The sequence below is a fragment of the Polaromonas eurypsychrophila genome (assembly GCF_014641715.1).
In the GTDB taxonomy this organism is placed as follows: Bacteria; Pseudomonadota; Gammaproteobacteria; order Burkholderiales; family Burkholderiaceae_C; genus Polaromonas; species Polaromonas eurypsychrophila.
The window spans coordinates 68,630-95,358 of the sequence record NZ_BMIG01000006.1 but is presented as its reverse complement, the minus strand read 5'-3'; the positions used below and the strand labels follow the sequence as shown (position 1 = coordinate 95,358).

At 62.6% G+C, this 26,729-nt stretch carries 21 protein-coding genes and 2 pseudogenes; 14 read left to right on the top strand and 9 right to left on the bottom strand.

Features of this window, described 5'->3' with window-relative positions:
- The first annotated feature begins 9 nt into the window (after positions 1-9).
- From IEX16_RS10025 to IEX16_RS10015, 3 genes are read left to right on the top strand one after another with little or no spacing between them, the layout of a single operon-like run.
- Positions 10-1,023 (top strand): MlaD family protein, encoded by a 1,014-nt coding sequence (locus IEX16_RS10025; RefSeq protein ID WP_188708346.1) that lies wholly within the window; start codon positions 10-12, stop codon positions 1,021-1,023.
- Positions 1,020-1,694: a hypothetical protein gene (locus IEX16_RS10020; protein WP_188708345.1), complete on the top strand. Its 675-nt coding sequence runs from the start codon at positions 1,020-1,022 to the stop codon at positions 1,692-1,694. Before IEX16_RS10025 ends, IEX16_RS10020 begins: the two co-directional genes overlap by 4 nt.
- Positions 1,691-2,953 carry a YbfB/YjiJ family MFS transporter gene (locus tag IEX16_RS10015; protein WP_229676281.1) on the top strand — a complete coding sequence of 421 codons (1,263 nt, stop codon included), beginning with the start codon at positions 1,691-1,693 and terminating at the stop codon, positions 2,951-2,953. Before IEX16_RS10020 ends, IEX16_RS10015 begins: the two co-directional genes overlap by 4 nt.
- Before the next feature lie 57 nt (positions 2,954-3,010).
- Here IEX16_RS10015 and IEX16_RS10010 read toward each other — a convergent pair whose 3' ends face one another.
- Positions 3,011-3,589, bottom strand: coding sequence for a restriction endonuclease (locus IEX16_RS10010; RefSeq protein ID WP_229676280.1), 579 nt, complete (start codon positions 3,587-3,589; stop codon positions 3,011-3,013).
- Positions 3,590-3,762: 173 nt separating this feature from the next.
- Between IEX16_RS10010 and IEX16_RS10005 the strand changes: the two genes are divergently transcribed.
- Positions 3,763-4,713, top strand: coding sequence for a DMT family transporter (locus IEX16_RS10005; protein ID WP_188708343.1), 951 nt, complete (start codon positions 3,763-3,765; stop codon positions 4,711-4,713).
- Positions 4,714-4,818: 105 nt separating this feature from the next.
- On the top strand, positions 4,819-6,048 hold the full coding sequence (serA, locus tag IEX16_RS10000) for a phosphoglycerate dehydrogenase (RefSeq protein WP_188708342.1): 1,230 nt from the start codon (positions 4,819-4,821) through the stop codon (positions 6,046-6,048).
- Between the two features lie 173 nt (positions 6,049-6,221).
- Here serA and IEX16_RS09995 read toward each other — a convergent pair whose 3' ends face one another.
- On the bottom strand, positions 6,222-6,821 hold the full coding sequence (locus tag IEX16_RS09995) for a DsbC family protein (protein ID WP_188708341.1): 600 nt from the start codon (positions 6,819-6,821) through the stop codon (positions 6,222-6,224).
- Between the two features lie 193 nt (positions 6,822-7,014).
- Entirely contained in the window at positions 7,015-7,992 is a 978-nt protein-coding gene (locus IEX16_RS09990; RefSeq protein ID WP_188708340.1) for a tripartite tricarboxylate transporter substrate binding protein, read from the bottom strand.
- A 179-nt stretch (positions 7,993-8,171) separates the two neighbouring features.
- Here IEX16_RS09990 and IEX16_RS09985 point away from each other — a divergent pair, with 179 nt between their 5' ends.
- The 3 genes from IEX16_RS09985 to IEX16_RS09975 all read left to right on the top strand — a co-directional run bounded on the left by IEX16_RS09985 (position 8,172) and on the right by IEX16_RS09975 (position 10,714).
- Complete coding sequence (locus tag IEX16_RS09985) at positions 8,172-8,696, top strand: hypothetical protein (protein ID WP_308421331.1); 525 nt, start codon at positions 8,172-8,174, stop codon at positions 8,694-8,696.
- 5 nt (positions 8,697-8,701) lie between these two features.
- Positions 8,702-9,961 carry an Hsp70 family protein gene (locus IEX16_RS09980; protein ID WP_188708500.1) on the top strand — a complete coding sequence of 420 codons (1,260 nt, stop codon included), beginning with the start codon at positions 8,702-8,704 and terminating at the stop codon, positions 9,959-9,961.
- Between the two features lie 294 nt (positions 9,962-10,255).
- On the top strand, positions 10,256-10,714 hold the full coding sequence (locus IEX16_RS09975) for an Lrp/AsnC family transcriptional regulator (protein ID WP_188708339.1): 459 nt from the start codon (positions 10,256-10,258) through the stop codon (positions 10,712-10,714).
- A gap of 15 nt (positions 10,715-10,729) precedes the next feature.
- Here IEX16_RS09975 and IEX16_RS09970 read toward each other — a convergent pair whose 3' ends face one another.
- Positions 10,730-11,617, bottom strand: coding sequence for a DMT family transporter (locus IEX16_RS09970; protein ID WP_188708338.1), 888 nt, complete (start codon positions 11,615-11,617; stop codon positions 10,730-10,732).
- A 138-nt stretch (positions 11,618-11,755) separates the two neighbouring features.
- On the bottom strand, positions 11,756-12,469 hold the full coding sequence (locus tag IEX16_RS09965) for a hypothetical protein (RefSeq protein ID WP_188708337.1): 714 nt from the start codon (positions 12,467-12,469) through the stop codon (positions 11,756-11,758).
- 307 nt (positions 12,470-12,776) lie between these two features.
- Here IEX16_RS09965 and IEX16_RS09960 point away from each other — a divergent pair, with 307 nt between their 5' ends.
- Entirely contained in the window at positions 12,777-13,241 is a 465-nt protein-coding gene (locus tag IEX16_RS09960) for a DUF2721 domain-containing protein (RefSeq protein ID WP_188708336.1), read from the top strand.
- 74 nt (positions 13,242-13,315) lie between these two features.
- Here the strand turns inward: IEX16_RS09960 and IEX16_RS09955 are convergent, their stop codons facing one another.
- On the bottom strand, positions 13,316-14,959 hold the full coding sequence (locus IEX16_RS09955) for a 4-hydroxyphenylacetate 3-hydroxylase family protein (RefSeq protein ID WP_188708335.1): 1,644 nt from the start codon (positions 14,957-14,959) through the stop codon (positions 13,316-13,318).
- A gap of 135 nt (positions 14,960-15,094) precedes the next feature.
- Between IEX16_RS09955 and IEX16_RS09950 the strand changes: the two genes are divergently transcribed.
- The 4 genes and pseudogenes from IEX16_RS09950 to IEX16_RS20360 form a co-directional block, all read left to right on the top strand.
- Entirely contained in the window at positions 15,095-15,688 is a 594-nt protein-coding gene (locus IEX16_RS09950; RefSeq protein ID WP_229676279.1) for a TetR/AcrR family transcriptional regulator, read from the top strand.
- Between the two features lie 60 nt (positions 15,689-15,748).
- Complete coding sequence (locus tag IEX16_RS09945; protein WP_188708333.1) at positions 15,749-16,393, top strand: isochorismatase family protein; 645 nt, start codon at positions 15,749-15,751, stop codon at positions 16,391-16,393.
- 116 nt (positions 16,394-16,509) lie between these two features.
- Positions 16,510-21,807 (top strand): ATP-binding protein, encoded by a 5,298-nt coding sequence (locus tag IEX16_RS09940; protein WP_188708332.1) that lies wholly within the window; start codon positions 16,510-16,512, stop codon positions 21,805-21,807.
- A 22-nt stretch (positions 21,808-21,829) separates the two neighbouring features.
- A pseudogene (locus tag IEX16_RS20360) lies at positions 21,830-22,141 on the top strand (isochorismatase family protein); the annotation flags it as partial.
- Between the two features lie 200 nt (positions 22,142-22,341).
- Here IEX16_RS20360 and IEX16_RS09935 read toward each other — a convergent pair.
- The 3 genes and pseudogenes from IEX16_RS09935 to IEX16_RS09925 form a co-directional block, all read right to left on the bottom strand.
- Entirely contained in the window at positions 22,342-23,583 is a 1,242-nt protein-coding gene (locus IEX16_RS09935) for a sensor histidine kinase (RefSeq protein ID WP_188708331.1), read from the bottom strand.
- Between the two features lie 69 nt (positions 23,584-23,652).
- Positions 23,653-24,936 carry a PAS domain S-box protein gene (locus IEX16_RS09930; protein WP_188708330.1) on the bottom strand — a complete coding sequence of 428 codons (1,284 nt, stop codon included), beginning with the start codon at positions 24,934-24,936 and terminating at the stop codon, positions 23,653-23,655.
- 128 nt (positions 24,937-25,064) lie between these two features.
- Positions 25,065-25,445, bottom strand: a pseudogene (locus IEX16_RS09925) (PAS domain S-box protein); the annotation flags it as partial.
- Positions 25,446-25,749: 304 nt separating this feature from the next.
- Here IEX16_RS09925 and acuI point away from each other — a divergent pair.
- Entirely contained in the window at positions 25,750-26,727 is a 978-nt protein-coding gene (gene acuI, locus IEX16_RS09920; protein WP_188708329.1) for an acrylyl-CoA reductase (NADPH), read from the top strand.
- Positions 26,728-26,729 lie beyond the last annotated feature (2 nt).

The following is a 26,729-nucleotide window of genomic DNA, read 5'->3' as shown; positions in this document are numbered from 1 at the left end:
TTTCACTCCATGAGCAAGCCCCTTGACACATCAGCCGCTGGCGGCCCACCACCGCCGTTGGACGAGGAGGGGCGATTGCCACCCGTGGCCAACCTGGAGTTCAAGGCCGTGCTGCTGCTGATCTTCATGGCCACGCTGGTGATCGGTTCGGCGCTTTACGTGCTGTATGCACGCGGCCTGTTTGAAAGCACGCAAAAACTGGTGTTGGTGTCCGATGACTCCGAAGGCGTGGTGGTCGGCATGGATCTGACGTTTTCGGGTTTTCCCATCGGCCGCGTACGCCGCATCGAACTGGCCGACGACGGTAAAGCCCGCATCGTCATTGACGTGCCGACGCGCGATGCGCACTGGCTTCGCACCTCAAGCGTGTTCACACTGGTGCGCGGCCTGGTCGGCAGCACCAATATCCGGGCTTACTCTGGCCTGCTCAAAGACCCGCCGCTGCCCGACGGCGCAGTGCGCGAGGTGTTGCGCGGTGACACCGGTGCCGAGGTGCCCAAGCTGATCGCCGCGGCCAAGGAACTGATCGAAAACCTCAACAGCCTGACTGCCAGTGAAGGCGCTGTTTCGGCCAGTCTGGGCAATGTGCGGAAGCTGACTGAGCGCCTAAACGGTCCCGGCGGTGCACTCGGCGTGTTGCTGGGCAACGAGGCCGAGGCTAAAAAACTGATTGTCACGCTGGACCGCACCAATGCCTTGCTGACCAAGCTCGACGGCCTGGCCGCCAAGACCGACACCCAGGTGTTCGGCGACAAACCGGGAAATCTGGGGGTGGTGCTCGAAACGCGTGCCACGGTGGTCCAGCTCAATGCCCTGCTCGGCGAGGCGCGCACCAGCCTGAAAAAAGTCGATGCAGTGCTGGTCGAGGCCCAGGCCGTGGGCGCCAATGCCCGCGCTGCGACCGACGACCTCGGCACGCTGCGCGGCGAGGTCGAGTCCAGCCTGCGCAAGGTTGACAGCCTGATCAACGAGGTCAACCGCAAGTGGCCGTTTGCCCGCGACACGGAGATCAAGCTGCCATGATCAATGTTGCAAAACCACTGCTCTGCGCCGCCTTGCTGGTGCTGGCCGCCTGCAGCAGCGGCCCAAAACCTGCTGACTGGCAGCTCGACGCCAAAACCGCCACCGAGCGCGGCGTGGCCGCCTATATGGAGGGCAATTCGCGCGTTGAAGCAGTGGAATTTGGCCGCGCGCTGAGCGAAGTCTCCAGCACCGGCCGCGTCGATCTGACATCGCGCGTCGAGCTCTTGCGCTGCGCAAGCCGCACCGCCAGCCTGGTGCCCGAGTCATGCGCCGGCTTCGAGCGCCTGCGCACCGATGCATTCCCGGCAGAGCGCGCCTATGCCGACTACCTGGCAGGCCGGCTGCAGCCGCAGGACCTGGCCCTGTTGCCTGCTGCGCAACGTGCAGCGGCTGGTGGCGATGCGGCGGCCGTCAAGGCCATTACCGATCCGCTGTCGCAACTGGTAGCCGCGGCGGTGTTGTTTCAGGGCGGGCGCGCCAGCCCGCAGGTCGTGCAGCAGGCTGTCGACACGTCATCTGCGCAAGGCTGGCGTCGGCCGCTGCTGGCCTGGCTGGGCGTGCAGGCGCAGCTCGCCGAAAAAGCCGGTGATACGGAGCAGGCGGCTCGCCTGCTCCGCCGCATGACCTTGGTGGAGCCAGTCAAAACCGGCGCTGCAGGACCCCGGCCTTGAGCGCCCCCCAGCCCGAGCCCGGCCGCTGGGCCATCGCCTTCGCCGGCCTGTTGTCGCTGGCGATTGCCATGGGCATTGGCCGCTTTGCCTTCACGCCGCTGTTGCCCATGATGCTCAGTGATGGCGTGGTCGACCTGCCCACGGCAAGCTGGCTGGCCAGCGCCAATTATTTTGGCTACCTGGTGGGCGCCTTGTTGTGCACCTTCCAGCCCTGGATCTGGAGGCGCTTGCCGTTTTTGCCGCAGGTCGCCGGCCCGACCTGGGTGCGTATTGGCTTGGTCGCCACTGCGGTGTTGACCCTGGGCATGGCGCTGCAGCTGCCTGCTGCCTGGCCACTGCTGCGTTTTGCCGCCGGTGTGGCCAGCGCGCTGGTGTTTGTCTACACCTCGGGCTGGTGCCTGTCGCAGCTGGCCAGACGCAACGCACCCATGATGGGCGGTGTGATTTACGCCGGGCCCGGCGCTGGCATCGCGCTCAGTGGCCTGTTTGCCAGCGGCATGGTGGCGCTACAGTGGCCAGCCGCCGCCGGTTGGCTGATTTTTGGCGTACTGGCGGCACTGCTCACGGCTGTTGTCTGGCGCACCTTCCGGGAGCGGGGCGGGCAGGGCGTCGCCAGCGCATCCACGCCAACAGCGGCTTTGCACACGAACGCAGTGGCAGGCCGAAATCAGATGCTGCTGCTGGCAAGCGCCTACGGTCTGGCGGGGTTTGGCTACATCATCACCGCGACCTTTTTGCCGGTGATCGCACGCGAGGCGATGCCAGGCTCGGTTTGGATTGATTTTTTCTGGCCCATCTTCGGACTGGGCGTCATCACTGGCGCGCTGCTGGCGACGCGCATTCCGGCCACGGGCGACTACCGCCACCTGCTCGCTGGCTGTTATGTCGTGCAGTCTCTGGGCATTACCGCCAGCATTTTCAGCCCGAACCTGGCTGGTTTTGCCATCGGCAGCTTGTTGCTGGGCATTCCTTTCACGGCCATCACCTTTTTTGCGATGCAGGAGGTACGGCGCCTACGGCCTGCCGCTGCGGCCAGCACCATGGGTCTGCTGACGGCGATGTACGGCATCGGGCAAATCGCCGGCCCGCCCATGGTGGCACTGCTGCTGCAGCACAGCCGCAGCCTGGGCGAGGGTTTCACGCTGTCGCTCGAAATTGCCGCCGCCACCTTGCTGGCCGGCGCGTTGATGTACCTGTGGATGGTCAAGGCCTACCCGGTGGCAGGCCGCGCAAGCCGGCCGTCTTCTTCCGGAATTTAACAAAGTCAGCCTCCAGCCCATATCCAATGGGCTTACTCAGCTATCAAAAACAGAGCGTCAAGCGGCTGCTTTGGCGATCAGTACCGGCCTGAGCAATTGCGCCAGCTCGGTGCCCTGGATTACGCGGATCTGGTGGCTGGCGGCGAACTGGCGTGCGTTGTCGGTGACTTCGCCGGCGGAGACACAAATGCAACTGCTGGCATCACTCACGCTGCGCGCCGCCTCCAGGGCCTGGAAAATTTCCAGCCCCAGTCGCGCGGCTTTCCAGCGCTTGCCGCTCAGCAGCACATGGCGTCCCCCCTTGAACAGTTCAAAGTCGGCGGCAGGACTTTCCAGACGCTTGACCTCGAACCCTTCGCGCAGCAAGGCCTGCTCCAGCGCAGCCGAAAATTCGCGCCAGGGCATGGCGTTGATCTGTGTCAGCGTGGCCTCAACGTGGGCGGTGCTGGGCGCGCTCAATTGCCGCCACAGCGTGATCAGCGCAATCACCACAAATGGAATACCGCCCATGGCGCCGAACAAAAAGTAGGGGGGCGGCAGCAGCGCTTTGGAAGCCAGCGCGATGACACCGGCAATCGACAGGCTGATCCACCACGAGGAGCGCAGCAAGACGGCGAACAGTGACTTTTCAGCCATTTTGAATTTCAAGATATTCCTTTCAACGGGAGCGGTGTTTGTATCACGCCAGGCCGGGCACCTGCGTGCAGCTCCGCTGGGAAGCTGGTATGCTTCAAAAATGATAGCTGCTGGCGCACGAATTCATTGGGTTGCAGGGCTTTTTTATTCACAAATGCAAGGGATATCCGATCATGCGTAGCCAGCACGAATGCGCTGCGACCCGGCGCGCTACGCGGGCTCTGCTTGTCGCGCTGGTGCTGGTCGTGATCTGGGGCATCAACTTCTCGCTGCAGAAGTTTGTATTCAATGTGGTCGGCCCCGGTGGTTTTCTGTTTGCGCGTTACCTGATCATGCCGGCCTGCGCGCTGGGCTTGCTGCTGTGGCGCTACGGCCGGCGTTTCCCGAAAATCACCCGGCGCGACTTCTGGGCACTGGCGCGCCTGGGCGTTGCTGGCCACTTCCTGCATGTGGGCATGGTGACCTACGGGATTCACTGGTCCACCGCGTTTTCAAGCTCGCTGATCCTGGCCTGCGGTCCCATTTTCACCTTGCTGATCCTGCGTCTCATGGGCCTTGAACCACTGCACAAGGCACAGATCGCTGGCGTGGCGGTCGCGTTCGCGGGCGTGCTGGTCTTTCTGTCCGACAAGCTGCTGGGCGGCCAGTGGCTGGCCACCGGCGGTGATTTGTTTTTGCTGGTGGCCGCGAGCTTTTTCTCTTACTACACCGTGGCGGCCAAGCCGCTGATCGAGCGCCACGGCGGCGTGCTCACCATGGCTTATGCGACCCTGCTCGGCAGCGTGCCGGTGGTGTTGTTCTCCCTGCCTGCGGGTCTGGCCGCGCCCTGGGGCGATGCCTCGCTGGTCGTGTGGCTCAGCCTGGTCTGGTCGGTCACGGTATCGGCTTTTCTGGGTTGGCTGCTCTGGGGCTGGGTCAACGCAGTGCGCGGCGTGGCGCGTACCGCGCCGCTGATGTATCTGATGCCGCCAGTGGCCGGGCTGGTGGCCTGGTTGTTTGCCGGCGAACAGTACACAGGCATCAAGCTGGCAGGTGCCGCGCTGACGCTGGTGGGCGTGGCGCTGGCGCAGTTCACAAGCGGGCGGCAGGCGCTGGCACGCGCGGCGCCGGCCCCGGTGGACTGACCTTGCGGTGCGGCAGGGCAAAATCTGCGGCGTTCGGGGCCGCCCGGGCTTTCATCCATACTTGTTACACCTTCACTTGCCGGTCTTCCGGTTCTCATTCCTCCCATGACCAAGCCCTCGCTCGACAAAGACAAGATCAAATTCCTGTTGCTGGAAGGCGTCCATCCCTCCGCCATCGAGGTGCTGCGCTCCGCCGGCTACAGCCAGATTGAAACCGTGCCCATGGCCTTGCAGGGCGGGGAACTCAAGGCGAAGATCGCCGACGTGCATTTCATCGGTATCCGCTCGCAAAGCCAGCTCACTGCCGACGTGCTGGCCCATGCCTCCCGGCTAGCGGCGGTGGGATGCTTCTGCATAGGCACCAACCAGGTCGACCTGAATGCGGCGCGTGAGCGCGGCATCGCGGTGTTCAACGCGCCGTACTCCAATACCCGCTCGGTGGCCGAACTGGTGCTGGCCGAAGCGATTTTGCTGCTGCGCGGTGTGCCCGAGAAAAGCGCACTGGCGCACCGCGGCGGATGGCTCAAGTCGGCCGTCAATTCCTACGAAATCCGCGGCAAGACGCTGGGCATCATCGGGTACGGCTCCATCGGAACGCAGTTGTCGGTGCTGGCCGAGGCGCTGGGCATGAAGGTGGCGTTTTATGACGTGGTCAGCAAACTGCCGCTGGGCAATGCGCGCCAGGTCGCCAAACTGCTCGAGCTGCTGGCGCAAAGCGACATCGTCACCTTGCACGTGCCCGAGACGGCCGCCACGCAGTGGATGATAGGCGCGGCCGAAATTGCGGCGATGAAACCCGGCGGCATCCTGATCAATGCTTCGCGCGGCACGGTGGTCGACATCGACGCGCTGGCCGCGGCGCTCAATGCGAAAAAACTGCTGGGCGCGGCGCTCGACGTTTTCCCGGTCGAGCCCGGCAGCAACAAGGATGAATTCGTGTCGCCGCTGCGCGGTCTCGACAATGTGATTCTCACGCCGCATATCGGCGGATCCACCATGGAGGCCCAAGCCAACATCGGTGTCGAGGTTGCAGAAAAATTGGTCAAATACAGCGACAACGGTACCTCGACCTCATCTGTAAACTTCCCCGAGGTCGCGCTACCGGCGCATCCGGGCAAACACCGGCTGCTGCACATTCATCGCAACGTGCCGGGTGTGCTGGCCGACATCAACCAGGTGTTCGCCGGCAACGGCATCAACATCGCCTCGCAGTTTCTGCAGACCAACGAAGCCATCGGTTATGTTGTGATCGATATCGACGCCGCGCACTCGGACCTGGCGCTGACCAAACTCGCCGAAGTGCCGGGTACGATCCGCAGCCGCGTGTTGTTCTAGACGATCAACGGGCAAACCTGACGGCCTTTGGATCTGGCTCCATCAGACCGCAGGCACACAAGCGCGAAGGCATCTCTTTTCAAGCAGGGGCCGCGGGTCCGGCTCTGCCGGCCCGCAGGCGCAGCGCCCCCTCGGGGGGGCAGTGAGCGACACGCAGTGCGCGAACGTGGGGGCTATAAACCTGCGGGCAGCTTCAGGCCCAACAGAGTTGCCAGTGCAGCAGTCGGCATGGATCCTTCCTGGGTGACCAGGGCGCCGGTCTCGGCATGGTTTCCGATGATGGTCGGAATCGAGGCAAAGCCGAAACGTGTCAGCAACTCGGTGTTTTTGGCAACGTCGGCTTTCTGCGCGTCGATGTCGCTGCCGGCGCCGATGCCGCCCCGCTGCGCCGTCATGGACGCTTCGTGTTCGTCCATCGCTGCCACTGGGTCCTTTGCGGCCAGCAGGGTCGCGCCCTGCGCGGTGCTGGAGGCATTGAGGATCCCGACCGGGATCCAGACGAAGCGTGCCTGCGGCTTCAGTGGTTTGGCAGCTTCCCACAGCGCCGTGCAATGCGGGCACTGGGCGTCGAAAAACACGTAGACGGTTCGCGCACTGACCGCTGAGCCGACGCTGAAACCTTTGGCTTCGGCCGCCACTGCAGCTACTGACACTGGCGAGGAAGCCGCAGCGGCAGGTTTATTCGCGTCGGGCGCGTCTTCGCAGCCGGCCAGCAGCAGGCTGGAGGCCACCAGGAAGGCGGTGAAAATTCTCGGAAAAAAAGTAACAGTCATGGGCGAACCTGCGGTTGGAGCCCGCAAGCATAGCGCAGCAGGCAAGCCTCCTTGCCATGGCGTGTATTTGCCCCCGTTTTCTGTGGGCCACCCTGTGGATAAGCCCGTGAAAAAGCCACGAGAGGCTTGCCTGTCGTGGCTTGCAGCGGATTGCCTGCGGATTCAGCGGTGGCCGCCGAAGCGACCGGCTTCCTTAACCCTTGTTGGTCATTCCCAGGCGCTCGATGGTTTCTTTTTCGGTCGCGAAGGTTTCCCGGGCAAAACGCGTGTATTGCGAGGTGTTCATGTAAATCACCGACTGGTCATACTTGTCCAAGGTGGCGAGCACGGCGGGATCGTTGAGGGTGCGGCGGAAGGCCTCGTGCAGGGTGGCCACCACGGCCGGGTCCATGCCCTTGGGGCCGCAGACACCGAAGGGCGAATCGGACACGGTCTTGTAACCCAGCTCGTCGAGCGTCGGCACATTCGGCCAGCGCTTGGTGCGTTTGCTGCCGTAAGTGGCAATCAGACGCAGCTTGCCGGATTCGACGTGGGGGGCCCAGCCGGTGGCGTCGCTGGCGGCCATCACATGCCCGCCGAGGATGGCCTGCATGTTGTCGGCATTGCCCTTGAACGGCACATGCGTGAGCTTGATGCCGGCGCGCTGCGCAAACTCCTCGATCGCCAGGTGTGGGCTGGTGCCGGTGCCGGTTGAGCCGTAGGTGAATTTTTCAGGGTTGGCTTTGGCATAGGCCACCAGGTCCTTGATGTTTTTGATCGGCGAGTCGGCCGGCACCACCAGGCCGAAGGTGTAGCCGGTCAGGCAGGCGATCCAGGTGAAATCTTTGAGCGGGTCGTACTGCACCTTTTGCATGTGGGGGATGCGGAACACACCGTGTGGCAACTGCGTGAGGGTGTAGCCGTCGGGCTTGGCAGACATCATCTCATTGGCGCCCAGCATGCCGCCGGCGCCAGGCTTGTTGTCGACAATGATGGTTTGACCAAGCGTCTTGCCAGCGCTCTCAGCCAGCGCGCGAATAACTGCGTCGGTCGAGCCGCCGGCGGGCCAGGGGCAGATGTATCGGATAGGACGCGAGGGAAAGGCAGGGGCCTGGGCCTGGGCCAGCGAGGGCAGGGCGAGGCCGGCGGCTGCAGCGGCAGCGGTGGTGAGGAAGTTGCGGCGTTGGGTCATGGGGTTTCCGGGGATGTTGCAGAATTCAATCCGCAAGCGTAGCCAGAGGAGGGTCTACTGTCATCAAGGTTTACGCGGGGCGCAAATTCTGCACTGTGGAACCCAACCCGTCCGCCAGTGCGCAGACGTTAAAATCGGTGTCGCCCGCCCGTGCCTCTCCCCCACTGAATTGATTGCCTGTGACCGACATTGCCTTCCCTGCTTCTTCCGCCGATTCCCACTCTCCCGCCTTCCTTCCAGATGACGACAGACCGGTGCAGCAGCCCCGGTTGTGGTGCGGCGACGGCTGGACCGCCCGCGTGATCAAGAACGAGGATGACGACGGATGGGCCGTTGCCATGATCAAGGACGGTGAGCCGGAGCCGGCGCTGGTAGGGCCGTGGACCATGGGGCGCGACAAGAAAAATCCCAAGCCGCTTGACGGCCAGGCCTTCAGTACCCTGGTCAAGACCGCTTCGGAGTTTGTACGCCGGCATGAGCAGCAATTACACGCCACGCTGCATCAGAGCCTGGAAGTTGATTGCCGCGGCGCGCGCATCACGGTGTCGCTGGACATCGTGGCTGATGAGGACAATCCTTCCGCGCTCTTGAGCGCGCATGACGAGGCCGGCGAGCAACTCGCGCAGGTGCGTGTGCCACCGGCCTTCAAGCTGAACCGCGCCAGCGCAACGGCCTGGGCCGACCGCGGCTTCGCCAAACCTTGACAGCCCTGCCTGACGCCTGCGGCATCGACTTCGGTACCTCCAACTCCACGGTGGCTTGCGCGCGGGCCGCCGCACCCGGCCAGATCGCGCTGCTGGCGCTGGAGAACGGCAAGTTCACCTTGCCCTCGGTGGTTTTTTTTCATGCCGAGGACGCCCACATCAGCTACGGCCGCGCCGCGTTGGCCGACTACCTGGCCGGTGACGAAGGCCGCCTGATGCGTTCGCTCAAAAGCCTGCTCGGCACGCCGCTGATCGACGAACAGACCGAAGTCGCCGGCCGTGCGCTGCCGTTTCGTGAACTGTTGGCGCAGTTCATCGGCGAGCTCAAGCGCCGTGCCGAGCGGGCGGCCGGCCGCAGCTTCACCCGCGCGGTGCTGGGGCGCCCGGTGTTTTTTGTGGATGGCGACCCCGTGGCCGACCGGCAGGCGCAGGACACGCTGGCCGACATTGCCCGCGCGGTGGGCTTTACCGAGATCGCCTTCCAGTACGAGCCGATCGCCGCCGCCTTTGCCTACGAATCGCAAGTGACGCGCGAAGAGCTGGTGCTGGTGGTCGACATCGGCGGCGGCACCTCGGACTTTGCGCTGGTGCGGCTGGCGCCCGAGCGCGCGGACCGCGCCGACCGGCGGGACGACATCCTCGCCAGCGGCGGTGTGCACATAGGCGGCACCGACTTCGACAAGTACCTGAGCCTTGCCAGCGTGATGCCCATGCTGGGCCTGGGCAGCCTGCTCAAGAGCGGGCTGGTGATGCCTTCGGCACCGTACTTCAACCTGGCGACCTGGCACACCATCAATTTTGCGTACACCAAAAAGGCGGCGGGCCAGATCACCGAGTTGCGCCGCGAGGCCGCCGAGCCGGACAAACTGGCGCGCCTGCAGGTCCTGGTGGCGCAACGCGCTGGCCACTGGCTGGCGATGCAGCTCGAGGAAGCCAAGATGGCGCTGTCGGGCTCGGCCGAAACATACATGGACCTCGGCCGCATCAGCGCGGGGGAAACGCTGCGCTTGCGGCGTGACGCTCTTGATGGCGCGATCTCCGTGCTGGTGGACGACATTGCCACCAGCGTCAGCGGCTTGCTGCGCGATGCGGGTGTGGATGCGGGCGCGGTGGATACCGTGTTTTTCACCGGCGGTTCCAGCAGCGTGCCGCTGCTGCGCGCGCGGATTGCCGCGTTGTTGCCACGGGCGCGCCGCGTCGAGGGCGATCTGTTCGGCAGCATTGGTACCGGACTGGCGCTTGATGCGCTGCGCAAGTTCGGCTGAATCCTTTGTCATTGCGGGCCTGACCCGCAATCCATGCTGGATCACACGAGTCGCCAGTTCCAGCGCCATGGATCCCGGATCTTGTCCGGGATGACAGAGATACCAAGATGCCCAAGCACACCCGCAGGCGGTAACCCGCGGGTGTATTTGCCCTGCAACACGGACCGGTAAGTCTGTTTGCCAGCAGCAAGTATCGGCCTTAAGGCGAAGAAAGTGCTTCCGTATTTCCGGTCGTTTATGCTGATATCAGTAATAATTGCTTCATAAATCAAAAAATGAAGGAAATATTTCTTTATGGATAAAATTGACCGAAAAATTCTTCAGGTGCTGCAGGCCAATGCGCGTGCCAGCCTGCAGGAGATCGGCCAGGCCGTGGGCCTGAGCCACACACCGTGCTGGAGCCGCATCAAAAAGATGGAAGAGTCGGGCGTGATCGAGGGCTACACCGTGCGTATCAATGCCGCGGCGCTGGACTTGGCCGACACCGTGCTGGTGCAGGTCACGCTGGACAGCCACTCTGACAACACGCTGGAAAAATTTGGTGAGACGCTTGCGAAGATTCCGGAAGTGATTGAGGCCTACCTGGTGTCCGGCGACTACGACTATTTGCTGCGTATCGCCGTCAGCGGCACCCAGGACTACGAACGACTGCTGCGTGAGCGCCTCTACAAGATCAAGGGCATACGCCACAGCAAGTCCAGCTTTGTGCTGCGCACCCTCAAAAAAGCCGACCTGCCGCTGTTTCCGGCCTGACGCGCCAGTGCGCGATCAGAGGCGCTCGCGCAGGGCCCGCGTACGCACCCAGGCCAAACGCGCCTCGGTCAATGCCACCCCGAGCCCGGCCAGGCAGATCAGCGCGATGCCAAGCGCCGTGGTTTGGCCTGGCATCTGGCCAAACACCAGCCAGCCCAGAATCGCGGCGCTGATGATCTGCATATAGCTGAAGGGCGCCAGCAGGGTCGCAGGGCTTTTGCTGAAAGCCGCCGCCTGCAGCCAGTGGCCGAAGAAGCCGGTGACACCAGTGGAGACCAGCAGCACCCATTCCCCGACGGACAACTCGGGCGTGACCCAGAACCAGGGCAGCGCCACCGACAGCGCGGCCGTGCCAAACAGGCCGCCGTAGTAGTTGGTGGTCAGCGGGTCGTCATGCGCCACGCGGCGCGTGGCGATCTGGAACAGGGCAAACGTGAAAGCGGTCAGCAAGCCCAGCGCCACACCGACCGGGTCGAGCTGCGCGCCGGGCCGCACTACCACCAGCATGCCGGCAAAACCGACCAGCACGCCCAGCCAGCGGTGCAGGCGGTGCGCCTCCTTGAGCAGCCAGGGCGCTATCGCCATCACAAACAAGGGCGCCATGAAGTTGATGGCGGTGGCCTCGGCCAGCGGCAGGCGCGCCAGCACCGAGAAAAACAGCACCGTGGTGGCGATCATCAAAAATCCGCGCACCAGTTGGCGCTGCAGCGACCGGGTTTTGAAAATTGCCTTGCCGCGCTGGGGCAGGACCACGACGGTCATCAGCGCGGTGTGCACCGCATAGCGCATCCAGGACACCATCAGTACCGGCACACCGGCCAGCACCAGCCACTTGCCGGACGCGTCGAGCGTGGAGAGCAGCCACAGGCCGGCAATATGAAGGAGGATTCCGCTCTTGTTCATGGGTGGGGAGGGCAGGCCGGGCGCGCGGCTCGGCTGCACACCCCCCGATTGTAGATCAAAAAAGCCCTCCAGCCCCCGTCTGAAAAGGGTCTAAAGCTATCAAATCAGTAGCATTGAAGGAACGGCAGTGCGTCCCGCTTATACGATGACGTCGGCATTCTCCGCAGCGGCAAAGTGCATTTCCGCGCGGCCCGGCCCATGGCTCAGGCCGACCTGCTCGGCAGTGGCCAAGGCCTGCACATCGTCCCAGCCAAGTTTCCGGTATGACGGCGGGTCTTCGGCGGCAAGCGCACCGGGCTCGCTGCTAACGCTGATCACCACGCCAATCTTGCCGTCGACCACCTGGCTGCTGATCACGATGCTGGCGGGGGTCAGCGCGGCGTCGGTCAGGGCAATCAGGGCGGCAGTGAAGACGCTGCGCAGCGCGAAAACCGAGGTCGCCATGTCGGAGCTCGCGACGGTGTTGGACACATTGAAACCGCGAAAAGCCAGTTCGGTCGTCAGCATGCCGACGCATTCTTCCACGCTGACGTGAAGTGGGCCATTGCTGTTTTCTTTGGGGTCCAGCCAGGTCAGCAGGCCCATGCTGGCGCCTGCGGCCGAGCGCGTCAGGGTGCTGATGGACTTGCTGCTGTCGCGTATCACCGTGAGATCAGGTTGCGCTGCCTGCAAGCGCCTCTCCATGATGGCCGCCACCATACCGATGGGCTGAAGCATTCCTGCCAGGTGATGGCGCAGTGCGGGGGCAACGCGACGCAGCAGCGCATAACGGGCGGCCTCTTCCGCGAGCAGCTCCTGGTGGGTGCGCGCCGGTGGCGCGGCGTGGGCTGGTTGAAGATCGCGAGCTGTCATGCCACCCCGCCGAGGTTCAAGCGTGGTGAGTCACAGCGGCTGTTTGAAGAACGGGCTGTTCGGTACAAAAACATGGTGGTCAAAAATGTTGAAGTCACGGCCCACTGGGGGCGGGAAGCTAAATCGTATCACCGCCTCAAGGCTGGCTGACCAGGTCAGACCCACGCCGTGAAGCCGTTCTCGCCCTTAAAAATAGCGCGGGCACGACAGGAGTGTGCCGGACCGGTCCCGGCCAGCGTGTCAGACGACACCCCTAGTTTTGAGGGCACATGACAGAATGCACGGATTCTTTTGATGCGGAGCCTGTATGAATTTTGCGCCCGACCTGTCCACCGTGACCCACGGCATCCAGTTGGCCGTGGCGCCGGTGTTTCTGCTGACCGCCGTCTCCGGAATGATCGCCGCCGTGGCGGGACGGTTGGCCCGAATCATTGACCGCGCGCGTTTTCTGGAAAACCGGCTAGAAAGCGGTGGGGTAGAGTCCGCTAGGGCCATCCGGATGTATGCCGAATTGAAGGAGCTCAGGCAACGCGGCTGGCTGGTCAACAGTTGCATCGCGCTGCTGACTTTTTGCGCCATGCTGATTGGCACCACCATCATCTTGCTGTTTCTGGGCGAGACCAGCGAGCTGAACATCCTGCGCACCGCCACCGTGTGTTTTCTGGCCGGTGTGGTGTTTTTTCTGCTGGCGCTGCTGTGTTTTTTTGCCGAAACGCTGCTCGCGACACGGCTACTCAAATTTGCGGAGTTGCCGGTCCGGCCTCAATGTTAGTGCTCAAAAAGGCCTCCAGCCCCCAACAGGTGGGCGCAGGTAGCTATCAAAAATATAGCGTATTGGGCGATACGTTATTTTGGCTTGCGCCGCGACGGCAGTGTGGCCTGCACCGTCGGCAGGTCGACCATGACCGGCTGGCCCGGCGTGGTGCAACCGGTGTCGCAGCATTTGCCGGGTTGCCTGTTTTTGGTGATCGCGCGGTCCGGGTCGTACGGGACGCCCTCGCCACTGCCGTCAGCGTTTATGCCACGCTCCAGGATGCGTTCCACCAGTTCCACCTTCGAGCCCACCGGGTAGTTGCGGTAAATCTCCTGCTTCATGGCCGCCGGCGAGCCGCCGCCGTGCAGGCTGATCACGCTGTACCAGCCGCCCTGGTAGCCGGCCGTCAGGTCTTCGATGAAACGCGCGGTTTCGATACGCTGCTCATAGGGCACATCGGGGTTAGCGCGTAGCACCTCGGACAGTTTGGCGCCGGTTTCCGGGTTGTGGTCTTCGTCGGGGCCGGGCAGGGTGACGATGAGGCCGCCGCTGACGTAGTGCGCAATCCGATGCATGTCATAAATTTTGGTGGCTAGCAACAGCTTGCCGATGTTGGAAAACACCGGGTCGGGCATGAAGGTCTTGCTGTGTTCATCGGGCTTGCCATAAACGCTGGCGGCCACCCCGCAGGCGTAAAAACTCTCCGTGATGGTGATGAGTTCGACCATCTGCTCCCGCAAGTGGGTCTCTTTACCAGGATCAAACCCATTGGCCTCGCACATCAGCGCACCGGCGCCTATAAGCAGGTCGCCAAATCCGGCGCGTGCGCCTATGCAGCTGTGGCGGTGGTGCGTGGCGTAGCTGTAGGTCAGGTGGCCGGAGTGTTCCCATTCACCGGCGTAAAACACCTGGTCCCAGGGCACAAACACCTTGTCGAACATCACCACGCCGGTGCTCTGGCCGTACTTGCGGCTGAACAGCGCCGCGCCGTGTTCGACCTTCTCACCGGGCCGGCCAGCCGGGCGGGCAACGATGGTAACGCCGGGTGCGTCCACCGGCACCGCACAGCAGACCGCAAAGTCGGCGTCTTCCTTGCCCATGTTGCGGCAAGGCATGACCAGCAACTCATGCACATACGGCGCGCCGGTCACGATGGCCTTCGTGCCCGAGATGACGATACCTTTTGAGCTGCGCTCCACGACATGCAGGTAGCTGTCAACATTGGCCTGCTCGTGCGGGCGTTTGCTGCGGTCACCTTTGGCATCGGTCATGGCCACGCCCAGGGTCAGGTCCTGGTCCTGCACGCGGTGCAGGTAATTGAGAAAACGTGCGGTGTTTTCCGTTGTACCGCGCGCATCGTCAATGCGGCTGGACACCTGGCCAATCGCGTTCAGTGCGTCGTGTGTCAGGTAGCGCTGGGCGCAACCGGTTTCCTGGCAGACCAGGCGCACGGCTTCAAGTTTGTTCAGCAGGTCGCCGCTGCTGGTGTTGATGTGGCTCAATCGGTTCACCAGCTTGCCACTGGTGTGCTGCACCGCTGTCATGATGGGCGCGTACTTCGCCTTCAGGGCGTAGTCATAGGTCAGCGCGATGGCATTGATGCCGGGACCAAAGCCGCGCTCGTCGACCACGCTGCCCACTTGCCGGCCGTCCAAGAACACGCGCGGTTTGTAGCGGCGCAGCGACTCTCGGAACTCTTTGCCGGACATCAAAGTGGTGGGAGCAGAGGCGTTCATGGGGACTCCAGTGGTGCGGTTTAATTATTTTAAACGCTGTTCAATTTAATCGCCAAGTGTTTAATTTTGAGTTTGCTCTGACGCTTTTGCGGATATATTCGAGTGATGCAAGCCAAACAACAACGCCAACAGGCCATGAACGATTCGCGTCGTGCGCTCATGCTTGATGCTGCGCGATCGGTGTTTGATCGACTGGGCATTGAAGGCGCCAGCATTCGCGAAATCGCCAAACAGGCGGGCTATACGCCAGGTGCGATCTACTCCTACTTTGACAACAAGGAAGCGATTTACGGTGCACTGCTGGCCGAGTCGCTGGAGCGTCTCAATGCCGCGGTGGACGCCGCCGGAGATGGTGTCATGTCGGCGGGCGACCTGCTGGAGGCCAAGGCCAATGCATGGTTCGGTTTTTATGCAGCCAACCCGCGTGACCTGGACCTTGGCTTTTACCTGGTGCAGGGCGTGCGCCCGCGCGGCCTGACCGCCGAGCTCAATGAGCAGCTCAATGACCGCCTGCATGAGGCGCTGAAACCCTGCGAAGCCGCACTGCAGGCCATGGGCCTGGGCGCCGAAGCCGCCTTGCGCGAAAACACCGCGCTGTTTGCCCATGGCGTGGGCCTGCTGTTGCTGCAGCACACCGGCCGCATCCGTATGTTCGGGCAAGATGCCATGATGTTGTTCGAGGCCTACCTGATCAGCCTGGTCGAGCGCCTGCAAACCCGTTCGGGCTGAGGCATACCATCGGACTGAGCCTGTCGAGCCCTTCACCCCTTCATTTTTTTCAGGATTTCCATGTTGCTCGATGCCGATGACTCCCAACTGGTGCTGGTGGACTACCAGGCCCGCCTGATGCCCGCCATTTTTGAGAACGAACTGATTGTTGCCAACGCCGTGCGCCTGGCGCGCATCGCCCAGGTGATGCAAGTGCCGGTCTGGGGCACCGCGCAAAACCCTGACGGCCTCGGACCCAACGTGGCTGCGGTGCAAACGGCCATTGAGGCAGTCGGCGGAAAGATCCTGTCGAAGATGCATTTCAATGGCGTGGCCGACGGCCTGGGCGAGTGGCTGCGCCCGCCGGTGCGCAAGGCCCCGGCTGGCCCGCCCCGTGGCAACGCCCGCAGTCTGCCCAAACATCTGCAAAAGCCGGTCGAAGAAGAAGGCGAGGGCAGGGCCACCATCGTCATCGCCGGCTGTGAGGCCCATGTCTGCCTGATGCAAACCGCGTTGGGCCTGCTGGAAGAAGAGTTCGATGTCTGGGTTGTCACCGACGCCTGCAGTTCACGCACCGAACGCAACCGCGACGCCGCTTTTGACCGGCTGGCCGGTGCGGGCGCGGAGCTGGTGACGACCGAGATGGTCGCGTTTGAATGGCTGCGCACAGCAGAGCATCCGGCGTTCAGGGAGGTATTGGGGTTGATTAAGCAGGGCGATACTTAAAAAGTGCAAGCCGGGTGATATCCGACCGCATGCCGTGTTAACTTTCGGTTTTGCGGGACATATCAAAGTCCGGTGTCCACTACCATTCGCACCAGCCCAAGCTGACGAAGGCGCGCATGAATTTTCCTGGTGACAAGTTATCCTCCGTTTTGGACCCGCTCGCCTTCCTGACCGGGGGCGGAGAGATGGGCAGCTTGATCCGGGCTATGGACTGGTCAAAGACCCTGCTGGGGCCGGTTGCCGGGTGGCCGCAGAGTCTGCGCACGACCGTGAGCATCTGCCTGGCCTCGGACCTGCCTATCTGCGTCATTTGGGGACCGGGCCTCGTCCAGCTCTATAACGACGCCTATCGGGCTATTTGCGGTGGCAAACATCCGCGGTCGATGGGACAGAATTTCTCCGAGTGCTGGAGGGAAGCCTGGCCGGTCATCGGCGAGGCGCACGACTCGGCCTTGGCCGGCGACAAGGCCTTTCTTGAAGTCCAGCAAATTTTTCTCGAACGGCACGGCTATGTGGAGGAGTGCTTCTTCACGTTTTCATTCAGCCCCATCCGCGACGAGGCCGGACAGGTCGGCGGCCTGTTCCACCCCGTCATCGAGATGACGACCCAGATGCTCAGCGAGCGGCGGACACGGGCGCTGCGTGACCTTGCCTTTCAGACCAGCAAAGCGAAGTCCGTCAGCGAAGCGCTCTCTCTCTCCGCTCAGACCCTCGCCCAGTACGACCTAGACCTGCCTTTCACCATGCTCTACGCGCTGGAGCCCAATGGCGATCAAGCCCGGCTGATCGATGCGACCGGCCTCCAGGCGGATACGGTCGCCAGCTTGAGCACGGTGTGTTTTGGAGAGAAGGAACGAACTCTCTGGCCCATGGAAGAAGTTGTTCGTTCAGGGTCGGCGGTGCAGGTAGACGACGTCAAGCAGCGGATCGGTCCGGCGGGCCCCTATCCCGAACCACCGAACGCGGCACTGGCGCTGCCGATCATCCCGACAGGAGCCGACCGCCCCGCCGCCATCTTCATTGCCGGTGTCAGCTCTCGCCTGCCTATGAACGAGGCATACCGCGGCTTCTACGACCTGCTGGCTTCCAGCGTGACCACCGCCGTCACAAATGCCCGTGCGTATGACGACGAGCGCAGGCGTGCCAAAGCGCTGGCCGAACTGGACCGGGCCAAGACCGCTTTCTTTTCCAATGTCAGCCACGAGTTCCGCACGCCACTGACCTTGATGCTCGGGCCGGTTGAAGATGCCCTGGCCAGTTCAAACGAGCAATTGCCGCCGTTGCAACGAGAGCGATTGGAAGTCGTTTACCGCAATGGGCTGCGCCTGCAGCGCCTCGTCAACAGCTTGCTGGATTTTTCACGGATTGAGGCCGGTCGGGTCCGCGCGGCGTATGAGCCGACAGCCCTTGCCGACTTCACCGCCGATCTCGCCAGCAACTTCCGCTCGGCCTGCGAGAAGGCCGGGCTGGACTTGCGCGTCGATTGCCCGCCGCTCGGCGAGCCGGTGTTCGTGGACCGGCCGATGTGGGAAAAGATCGTTCTGAACCTGCTGTCCAACGCCTTCAAATTCACCCTCGAGGGGGAAATCACTGTCTCGATGCGGCGCGCCGACTTTGCCATGGAACTGCGCGTACGCGACACCGGTACGGGCATCCCCGCCGAGGAAATCCCGCTGCTTTTTGATCGGTTCTACCGGGTCGAAAACGCACGCGGACGCACGCACGAGGGTAGCGGCATCGGGCTGGCCCTTGTGCAGGAACTGGTCAAACTGCATGGCGGCTCGATCAGCGCGACAAGCGAGGTCGGACGCGGGACGACGTTCACCGTCAGGGTTCCGCTAGGCTCGCAGCATCTGCCCCGTGATCAGGTCGGCAGCAGTCGCACCGCCGCGTTGCCCAGCACTGAGGCGAGTCCATTCGTCGAGGAAGCTTTGCGCTGGCTTCCCGACGCTGATCAGCGATTGGCCGTCGGCGTTGAGTCGACGCCGATTCGGGACGAGCCGGGGGACGACGACCGACCTCTTGTGCTGGTGGCCGACGACAACGCCGACATGCGGCAGTACATCGTCCGTCTGCTCGGCGAGTATTACCGCACCGAGGCCGTGCCGGACGGGGAGGCAGCGCTGGCGGCGGCGCTACAGCGGACGCCGGACCTGGTCCTGACCGACGTGATGATGCCCCGGCTCGACGGCTTCGGACTGTTGCACGGGCTGCGCGCCGACCCTCGCACGAGCGACGTGCCGGTCATCATGCTGTCTGCCCGTTCCGGAGAGGAAAGCCGGATCGAGGGCATGCACGAAGGGGCCGACGACTATCTGGTGAAGCCATTCAGCGCCAAAGAGCTGTTAGCTCGGGTGGTGGCTCACCTCAAAATGGCCCGAATACGCCGCGAGAGCAGCGCGGCGATCCAGGCCAGCGAGGAACAATTCCGGGCCTTGGTCAGTGCCAGTTCGGATGTCGTGTATCGCATGAACGCGGACTGGACCGAAATGCGTTACCTCCAGGGCCGCGAGTTCGTCGCCGATACCCCCGAGCCGAACCGCTCCTGGCTGGAGAAGTACATTCATCCCGACGACCAGCAGCTCGTGATAGCGACCATACGCGAAGCCGTCCGGACCAGGGGAGTCTTTGAGCTGGAGCACCGGGTCTTGCGGATCGACGGCACGCTGGGCTGGACGTTCTCACGGGCCATCCCGTTGATGGACAGCAACGGCAGCCTGGTGGAGTGGTTCGGCATGGCTGGGGATGTGACCGCCCGCAAACAAGCCCAAGAGTCTTTGAAGGCCAGCGAACAAAAGTATCGTACGTTGTTCGAGTCAATGGATGAAGGCTATTGCTTGATCGAGATGATCTTTGACGCCGACGGCCAGCCTGCCGACTACCGGTTTCTGGAAATCAACCCCGCCTTTGAAAAGCACACCGGACTTCAGAACGCGCAAGGCAAGCGGATGCGGGAGCTTGCCCCGGATCACGATGCCCACTGGTTTGAGATTTACGGGCGGGTGGCCGTTACCGGAGAGGCCATCCGGTTTGTGAACGAGGCGAAGGCGCTCGATGACCGGTGGTTCGATGTTTACGCATTTCGAATAGGCGGCAACGGAAGTTATAAGGTCGCCATTTTGTTCAACGACATCAGCGACCGCAAGGCGAGTGAAGACGCGTTGATGGTGAGCGAAAACCGTAGTCGGACAATTTTGAACAGCATCACCGACGGCTTCTTCGCCCTCGATCGCGACTGGCGCATCACCTATATGAATGCGGCGGGCGAGCGATTCATGGACCGCGCTCCCGGCGATCTGATCGGCAAGTGCTTGTGGGACGAGTACCCTGGCACGGCCGGGAGCGAGTTCGAGCGCGTGTACCGCCGTGTCGTGACCGGGCAGGTGAGCGAGTCGTTTACGGCTTACTACCCGAACTTCGACTGCTGGTACGAGGTCACCGCCTACCCCGCCCCGGACGGATTGTCGGTGTACTTTCGGGATGTCACCGAACGCAGGCGCGTCGAGCAGGAGCGGCAGCAGTTCGCCGCCTTGGTGGACGCCAGCTCCGACTTCATCGGCGTGGCCGGACTTGACCAGCGGGGCATCTACCTGAACCGGGCTGGCGAGGAGCTGATCGGACTCAGCCCCGGTAAGGTCAGCAGCATCAGCATGCTTGACTGCTTCCCCGAAAGCGAGCACGGCCGCGTCACCGGCTTGATTGCCGACTCCGATGGTGTGGACCATGTGGTCGTGGACACTTGGTTCCAGCACTTGCAAACTGGCCAGTTGATTCCGGTTTCGTGGTCGTTCCTGAGACTTCGGGACGCGAGCGGAAACGTCAGCGGGTACGCTACCGTGACCCGTGACCTCACCGAACGCAATAAGGCCCAAAACCTGCTGCGGGCAAGCGAGGAGCGGCGGCGGTTGGCTCTGGAAGCCGCCGAACTCGGCACCTGGCATGTGGACACTGAGACCCGTATCACCCAGACCGACGCCCGGTTCCGCGCCATCTTCGGCACGACTGAGGAGTGGACGGACTACCTGCAGGCGGTCGCAGTTATTCACTCCGACGACCAGCCCGCAGTGCTTGAGGCGGTGGCAGCGGCTACGCGGCTGGAAGACCCAGCCCCCTACGCCATCGAATATCGGATCATCCACCCGGACGGATCGCTGCGCTGGATTTTCGCTAAAGGGCGGTCAAGTTTTGAGGGGACCGGTCCGACGAGGCGTGTGACGAGTTTTGACGGTACCGTGGCAGACATCACCGACCAGAAGCGGGGCGAGGAGGAGAGAGAGCGACTGGTCGCCCGTCTTCGAGAGCAAGACCAGCGCAAGGACGAGTTCCTTGCCACGCTGGCCCACGAACTCCGGAACCCGCTCGCTCCGATTCGCAACGGCTTGCAGATCATGCGGCTGGCACGTGGCGACCCCGAAAAATCCGAGATGGTCCGCCTGATGATGGAACGCCAGCTTGGCCAGATGGTGCATCTGATCGATGACCTTTTGGATTTAAGCCGCATCAGCCGGGGCAAGATCGATCTTCGCAAGGAGCGCATCGAGCTGGCCAGAGCGATTGAGCGGGCCATCGAGGCCAGCCGGCCGTCCATCGAAAATGCCGAGCACGAGTTAGTCATTGAAGTGCCACCCGAGGCGATTTACGTGGACGCTGACCTGACCCGGCTGACTCAAGTTTTCTCGAACCTGTTGAACAATGCCGCCAAGTTCACAGAGCGCGGAGGTCGAGTGCGATTGGCTGTGCAGCTGAAAGGCGCCGAAGCCGTCGTGTCGGTCACGGACAACGGAATCGGCATCCCGACGCATATGCTCTCACGTGTCTTTGAGATGTTCACGCAGGTTGATGGCAACCTGGAACGGTCGCAGGGTGGGTTGGGAATTGGCCTTTCTATCGCGCAGCGGCTGGTTCAGATGCACGGGGGGTTGGTCGAGGTTCGCAGCGACGGCCCCGGTAGGGGCAGCGAGTTCGTTGTGCGCCTGCCGGTAGCTTTGTCCCTCGTCGGGGACACGCTTGCCGACGAGGCCAACCCTGTTCGCCCTGCTGCACGCCTGCGCATTCTGGTCGCGGACGACAACCTGGACTCCGCGGAAAGCTTGGCGATGTTGCTGAGGCTTGAGGGTAACGAGACGCAGACGGCGCACGACGGCCTTGAAGCGTTGGAAGTGGCAGCGACTTTCAGGCCGGACGCGATACTACTGGATATCGGGATGCCGAAGCTGAACGGCTACGAGGTGTGCCGCCGCATCCGACAGCAGGCGTGGGGCAAGAGCATGGTGGTGATCGCCCTGACCGGGTGGGGCCAGGAAGAGGACAAACGCCGATCGCTGGAAGCCGGGGTCGACTTTCACCTGGTAAAGCCGGTAGACCATGCTGCACTCAAGAAACTGCTGGCCAGGGTGACTGCGGCGAGGGCTTGAGTCGGCCGACAAGCGGCCGAGCCGAACGCTGAGCAAAATGCATTTCAGCGCCGTGGTCGATGGCCTCGCCGTCCGGCTTCGCTACGCAAGTCGATTCAAAGAGGTAAGGCCCGCGGCCTGCTCAAGCACCTGCGAAAGGCTACGGCAAAGAGGATGAGGGCGACAGCACCGTCTCATCGCTGGCTGTGAGGCGCATGTCTGCCTGATGCAGATCGCGCTCGATCTGCGCGAATAAGAGCTTGAGGTCTGGGTCACCACCGAGATGGTGGCCTTTGAGTGGATACGCACGGCGGAGCATCCGGCTTTCAGGGAAGTGCTGGGGCTGGTGAAATAGGGTCTGAGCCAAAGCGTTTGGAGAAATGTTGATTTCGCCCCTGGCGGACGGGAATAGTCAGCTATCAAAATAGGAGCTAATCAAGAGCTAGGCGGCCTCTCATTCCAGAACGGCCAACAGCCCGGCCACTTCGTCTTTGGTCAGCCCAGAAGGAATTCGCCGAGCCCGTGTGGGACGGTTGATGTTGTCGAGGTTCAGTTCTAGGCGAGCGCGCAGCCCAGCGTGAAATAGAACGTCGCGCCTTGGCCCGGGGCGGACTCGGCCCAGATCCTGCCGCCGTGGCGCGTGATGATTCGATGCACCGTGGCCAGGCCAATGCCGGTTCCGGCAAATTCCAACGCCGTATGCAGCCGCTGGAAAGCACTAAAAAGCTTCTCCGAATAGGCCATGTCAAACCCCGCACCCTTGTCCCGCACAACATACATGGCCTCGCCATCCGGGCCGCTCTCGCGGCCGAAATCAATATGGGTTTGCGGCTGCTGCCCGCTGAACTTCCAGGCATTGCCCAGCAGATTGTCAAGAACCTGCCGCAGCAGGCGTGGGTCACCGAGAACGATCAGCCCCGGCTGAATAGCCAACTGTACAACCCGGTCTGGCTCGCGCTCCCGGTAAGCGTTCAGTACCGTTTCGGCCATGGTGCTCAGATCGACGTTCTCCCAGCGCAGGCTGGTATGCGAGACATGGGCCAGGGACAACAGGGCGTCGATCAGCTCGCCCATCTGCACGACCCCGGCGCGGATGCGGGTCAGGTAGTGATTGCTGCGCTCAGTGGCCGCACCACCGATCTCCTTGCCAAGCAGGCCGCTGTATCCGTCAATGCTGCTCAGCGGCGAGCGCAGGTCGTGTGACACGGAGTAGGAAAAAGCCTCCAACTGCTGGTTAGCAAACTGAAGCTGCGCCGTGCGTTGCTGCACTCGCTCTTCAAGTTCCTCATTTAGGCGCAAAATTTCTTCTTGGGCTTGCTTGCGCTCGGTGAGGTCTATGTGGCAACCAATCATGCGTATGGCCCTTCCGCTCGCGTCGCGAAAGAATTGCCCTCGAGCGTAGATCCAGCGCAGTGTGCCATCCTTGTGGCGCATCCTAAACTCCGCCTCATACGCTCCCTGCGGTCGGGCCATATAACTCTGAATGCGCTGCTGGGCGGCGGCCAGGTCGTCGGGGTGGACGAGGCGCTCCCATTCGCTGAACTCGTTGCTGAGCTCGGTCTCCTCGTAACCGAGCTGGATTTTCCATTCGCGCGAATAGATGACTTGGTTCGTCCGCGGATCCCAGTCCCAGAGTCCGACGTTGGAAGCCTGCATCGCGAACCGCAGACGTTCCGCACTCTCGCGCAGGGCGGTTTCTGTGCGGTGGCGGCCGATGGCGATGGCGGCGGTGTGCGCGGCGATGTCAATGAGCCGTTGATGGCCCGGTTGAGCAAGCGCGGGCTGACGGAAATACATAGCGAACGTACCGAACACCCGCCGTTGCGCGTCAAATATGGGCGCGGACCAGCAGGCACGCAGCCCGTGCTACAGCGCCACCGCCTTATCTTCGGCCCAGCGCGGATCGGTGGCGATGTCTTCCACCATCACCGTCTCCTTGCTATAGGCCGCCGTGCCGCAGGAACCGGCCGACGGCCCGATGGACACACCGTCAATCGCCGCCACATACTCTGGCGGGAGACTGGGCGCCGCGCCGACACGGAGGTGAACGCCGTCCTCGTCGAGCAGCAGAATCGAACCGAGCATGCCAGGCGCTTGCGCCTCGATGAGACGCACCACCGCGGTCAGCGATTCCCCCAACGGCGCGCCGGCGGCGATCATTTCCAAGGCCCGCCTCTTACCGTTCAACAGCGCCTCCGCCCGCTTCTGCTCGGTGATGTCCCGCGTGATACCCAGCAGGGCGGTGACTTCGCCGCGTTCGTCGCGCAGCGGAACGGCATGTGTGTCGATTGTGCGCCGGGTGCCCTTCAACCCGATGATGTCCAACTCAAGGGTGCCGGATTCGCCTTGCAAGGTTTTTCGCAACAAGGCGCTGAACGCCGGCCGGTGCTCCTCAACGATGGCGCTGTTGATTCCCTCGTTTTGCACCTGCAGGAACGAGTCTGCCTCGATCATTCGCAGGCCTGCGGGGTTCATTTCCAGGCTCAGGCCGTTCTTGTCGACCAATTTTACGCATTCCGGCTCATTGTCGATAATGGCGCGCAGCCGGGCCTCGCGCTCGCGCAAGGCGGCCTCGGACTGCAGGCGTTCGGTGATGTCGCGCACTGCCGCAGCCACTACGATGCCCCCCTCCGACTCCATCGGGCTCAGGCTGATGTCCACCGGAAAGGCCGTCCCGTCCTTGCGCAAACCGAGAAAATCCGCGCGGCCCACGCCCATCGCCCGAGGCATGGCATTTCCCAGGAAGCCTTGGCGCAAGTCCACATGCGCTCGACGAAAGGCCTTGGGCATAAGTACCTCGACCGGCTGGCCGAGCAGCTCATCCCGCTGGTAGCCAAACATAGCCTCCGCCTGGCGGTTGAGGAGCGAGATGATGCCCTGCTGGTCGATCATCACGACTGCATCCGGCGCGAAATCGAAGAGGGCATGGTACCTATCCTCCGCACGTTTGCGGTTGGCGATTTCTGCGGTCAACGCCTCGATTTTCGCCTGGAGTTCCGTGTTTTTCTCCTCCAGCTTGGACACCAGCCGCTCGCTGTATTCCTTGAGCACCTCGGCTTCCTGCATTGCCTTGGGTTGCGGCGCGGCATGAGGCATGGCGTTGACCTCGTGCACTGCAGCGACGATGGTTTCAAGGGGAACGGGTCTCATGAGGTATTTGTCCGCGCCCACGTCGCGCACCAGTTTCTCGTGATCGACAGAGGTGTAGGTGGACGTGCAGAGGATGATTGGCAGGTCGTGCAGGCGCGCGTGCTTGCGGATTTCGTAGCAGAGGCGGTATAGGTCAGCTCGTAGATGTCCTCGATCCCGCGCGAGGCCTTGAACACCAATGCCTCGGAGCCCGGCGTAATCGGGGTGCCTAGCTCGAGACTCAACGCCGCTGCCCGCGCGATTAATTCTTTCGGATCGGAGATGTCGGCCGGCGTGATCTGGTTCATCACTTCGGCGGCTGTGTAGCCCAGCATCCGCTCGGCGCCGACGTTGAAAATCTGGATGACACCCTTCGCGTCGGTGGCGATACTTGAGAAATTGGCGCTGTTGAAAATCGCGCTGTGCAGCGCCCCCGTCTTGAGCACTGTTTCCTGCCGCCCAAATTCCGTGACGTCGTCAGGGCCACCCTGCTTTTCGGCAGTGTCATCACCAGAATGGGTTTTTGGCATTAGCTCTTTCGTTCGAACATTCACGCCAGACAGTAGCGACCCGACTCTGTTTCACAAAATATCATTAGAAGCTTATATTTACATATTAGCGCATTGCTTTTGCCTTGCCTTGCCTTGCATCGCAAACCCTGACCTTTCGATCAAGCGGACTGGAACCGGCTGGCCCTGCCAAGCGTTCAGAACAATGACCAGAATATGCAATCACAACAAGTACGGCTGAACTTGGTACAGGACGGCTGTCAGCCCTGCGCAAGTGTGTTATCAATAATTATGAATTCAGTTTCAAAATAATCCGGAGATAAACGTGTTCAAAGCCCTGCAACTTGACAAGTCCGAAGCCGGCTTTTCGGCGGCTGTTGTTGATATCGACGAAGCTCAACTGCCCGCTGGCGACGTGTTGGCGCGGGTCGAGTATTCAACGCTCAACTACAAGGACGGCCTGGCAATTACCAACAAAGGCCCGGTGGTTCGCAACTGGCCCATGGTGGCGGGCATCGACGGTGCCGGCACGGTGCTGGAGTCCACCCACTCGGGATGGCAAGCCGGCGACAAATTCATCCACAACGGCTGGGGCCTGGGCGAGACGCGCTGGGGCCTGATGGCTGAACGCGCGCGGCTGCAGGGCGACTGGTTGGTGAAGTTGCCCAAGGCTTTCAGCACGCGCCAGGCCATGGCGATTGGCACAGCGGGCTACACCGCCATGTTGTGTGTATTGGCGCTGGAGAAACACGGCCTGCAGCCGGGCAACGGTGAGGTGCTTGTGACAGGCGCCACTGGCGGTGTTGGCAGCATTGCCGTTGCCCTGCTGGGCAAGCTGGGTTACAGCGTCGTGGCAGCGACGGGCAAGGCCGGTGAAGAAGCCTGGTTGAAACAACTGGGGGCCGCATCCGTGATAGCCCGCGATGAGCTTGCTGCCGCCGGCAAACCGCTGCAAAAGGAGCGCTGGGCGGCAGTGGTTGATGCCGTTGGCTCGCACACCCTGGCCAATGCATGCGCGCAAACGCGATACGGCGGCGTGGTGGCGTCCTGCGGGCTGGCGCAGGGTGCGGACTTTCCGGCGACCGTGATGCCTTTCATCTTGCGCGGTGTGACGCTGGCCGGTATCGACAGTGTGATGGCTCCGCTGGCGCGCAGGCAAGCCGCCTGGGACCGGCTCGCCATCGACCTGGACCCGGCCAAGCTCGAAGCCATCGTCGAGGAAGTGCCCTTGGGGCAGGCAGCAGAAAAAGCATCGGACTTGATGGCGGGCAAGGTGCGCGGCCGCATCGTTGTCAAAATTTGAAT

Excerpts from the sequence above, each read along its gene's own strand:
- IEX16_RS10025 (WP_188708346.1), top strand. The coding sequence starts at position 10 with ATGAGCAAGCCCCTTGACACATCAGCCGCTGGCGGCCCACCACCGCCG.
- IEX16_RS10020 (WP_188708345.1), top strand. The coding sequence starts at position 1,020 with ATGATCAATGTTGCAAAACCACTGCTCTGCGCCGCCTTGCTGGTGCTG.
- IEX16_RS10010 (WP_229676280.1), bottom strand. The coding sequence starts at position 3,589 with ATGGCTGAAAAGTCACTGTTCGCCGTCTTGCTGCGCTCCTCGTGGTGG.
- IEX16_RS10005 (WP_188708343.1), top strand. The coding sequence starts at position 3,763 with ATGCGTAGCCAGCACGAATGCGCTGCGACCCGGCGCGCTACGCGGGCT.
- serA (WP_188708342.1), top strand. The coding sequence starts at position 4,819 with ATGACCAAGCCCTCGCTCGACAAAGACAAGATCAAATTCCTGTTGCTG.
- IEX16_RS09995 (WP_188708341.1), bottom strand. The coding sequence starts at position 6,821 with ATGACTGTTACTTTTTTTCCGAGAATTTTCACCGCCTTCCTGGTGGCC.
- IEX16_RS09990 (WP_188708340.1), bottom strand. The coding sequence starts at position 7,992 with ATGACCCAACGCCGCAACTTCCTCACCACCGCTGCCGCTGCAGCCGCC.
- IEX16_RS09975 (WP_188708339.1), top strand. The coding sequence starts at position 10,256 with ATGGATAAAATTGACCGAAAAATTCTTCAGGTGCTGCAGGCCAATGCG.
- IEX16_RS09970 (WP_188708338.1), bottom strand. The coding sequence starts at position 11,617 with ATGAACAAGAGCGGAATCCTCCTTCATATTGCCGGCCTGTGGCTGCTC.
- IEX16_RS09965 (WP_188708337.1), bottom strand. The coding sequence starts at position 12,469 with ATGACAGCTCGCGATCTTCAACCAGCCCACGCCGCGCCACCGGCGCGC.
- IEX16_RS09960 (WP_188708336.1), top strand. The coding sequence starts at position 12,777 with ATGAATTTTGCGCCCGACCTGTCCACCGTGACCCACGGCATCCAGTTG.
- IEX16_RS09955 (WP_188708335.1), bottom strand. The coding sequence starts at position 14,959 with ATGAACGCCTCTGCTCCCACCACTTTGATGTCCGGCAAAGAGTTCCGA.
- IEX16_RS09950 (WP_229676279.1), top strand. The coding sequence starts at position 15,095 with ATGAACGATTCGCGTCGTGCGCTCATGCTTGATGCTGCGCGATCGGTG.
- IEX16_RS09945 (WP_188708333.1), top strand. The coding sequence starts at position 15,749 with ATGTTGCTCGATGCCGATGACTCCCAACTGGTGCTGGTGGACTACCAG.
- IEX16_RS09940 (WP_188708332.1), top strand. The coding sequence starts at position 16,510 with ATGAATTTTCCTGGTGACAAGTTATCCTCCGTTTTGGACCCGCTCGCC.
- IEX16_RS09935 (WP_188708331.1), bottom strand. The coding sequence starts at position 23,583 with ATGTATTTCCGTCAGCCCGCGCTTGCTCAACCGGGCCATCAACGGCTC.
- IEX16_RS09930 (WP_188708330.1), bottom strand. The coding sequence starts at position 24,936 with ATGAGACCCGTTCCCCTTGAAACCATCGTCGCTGCAGTGCACGAGGTC.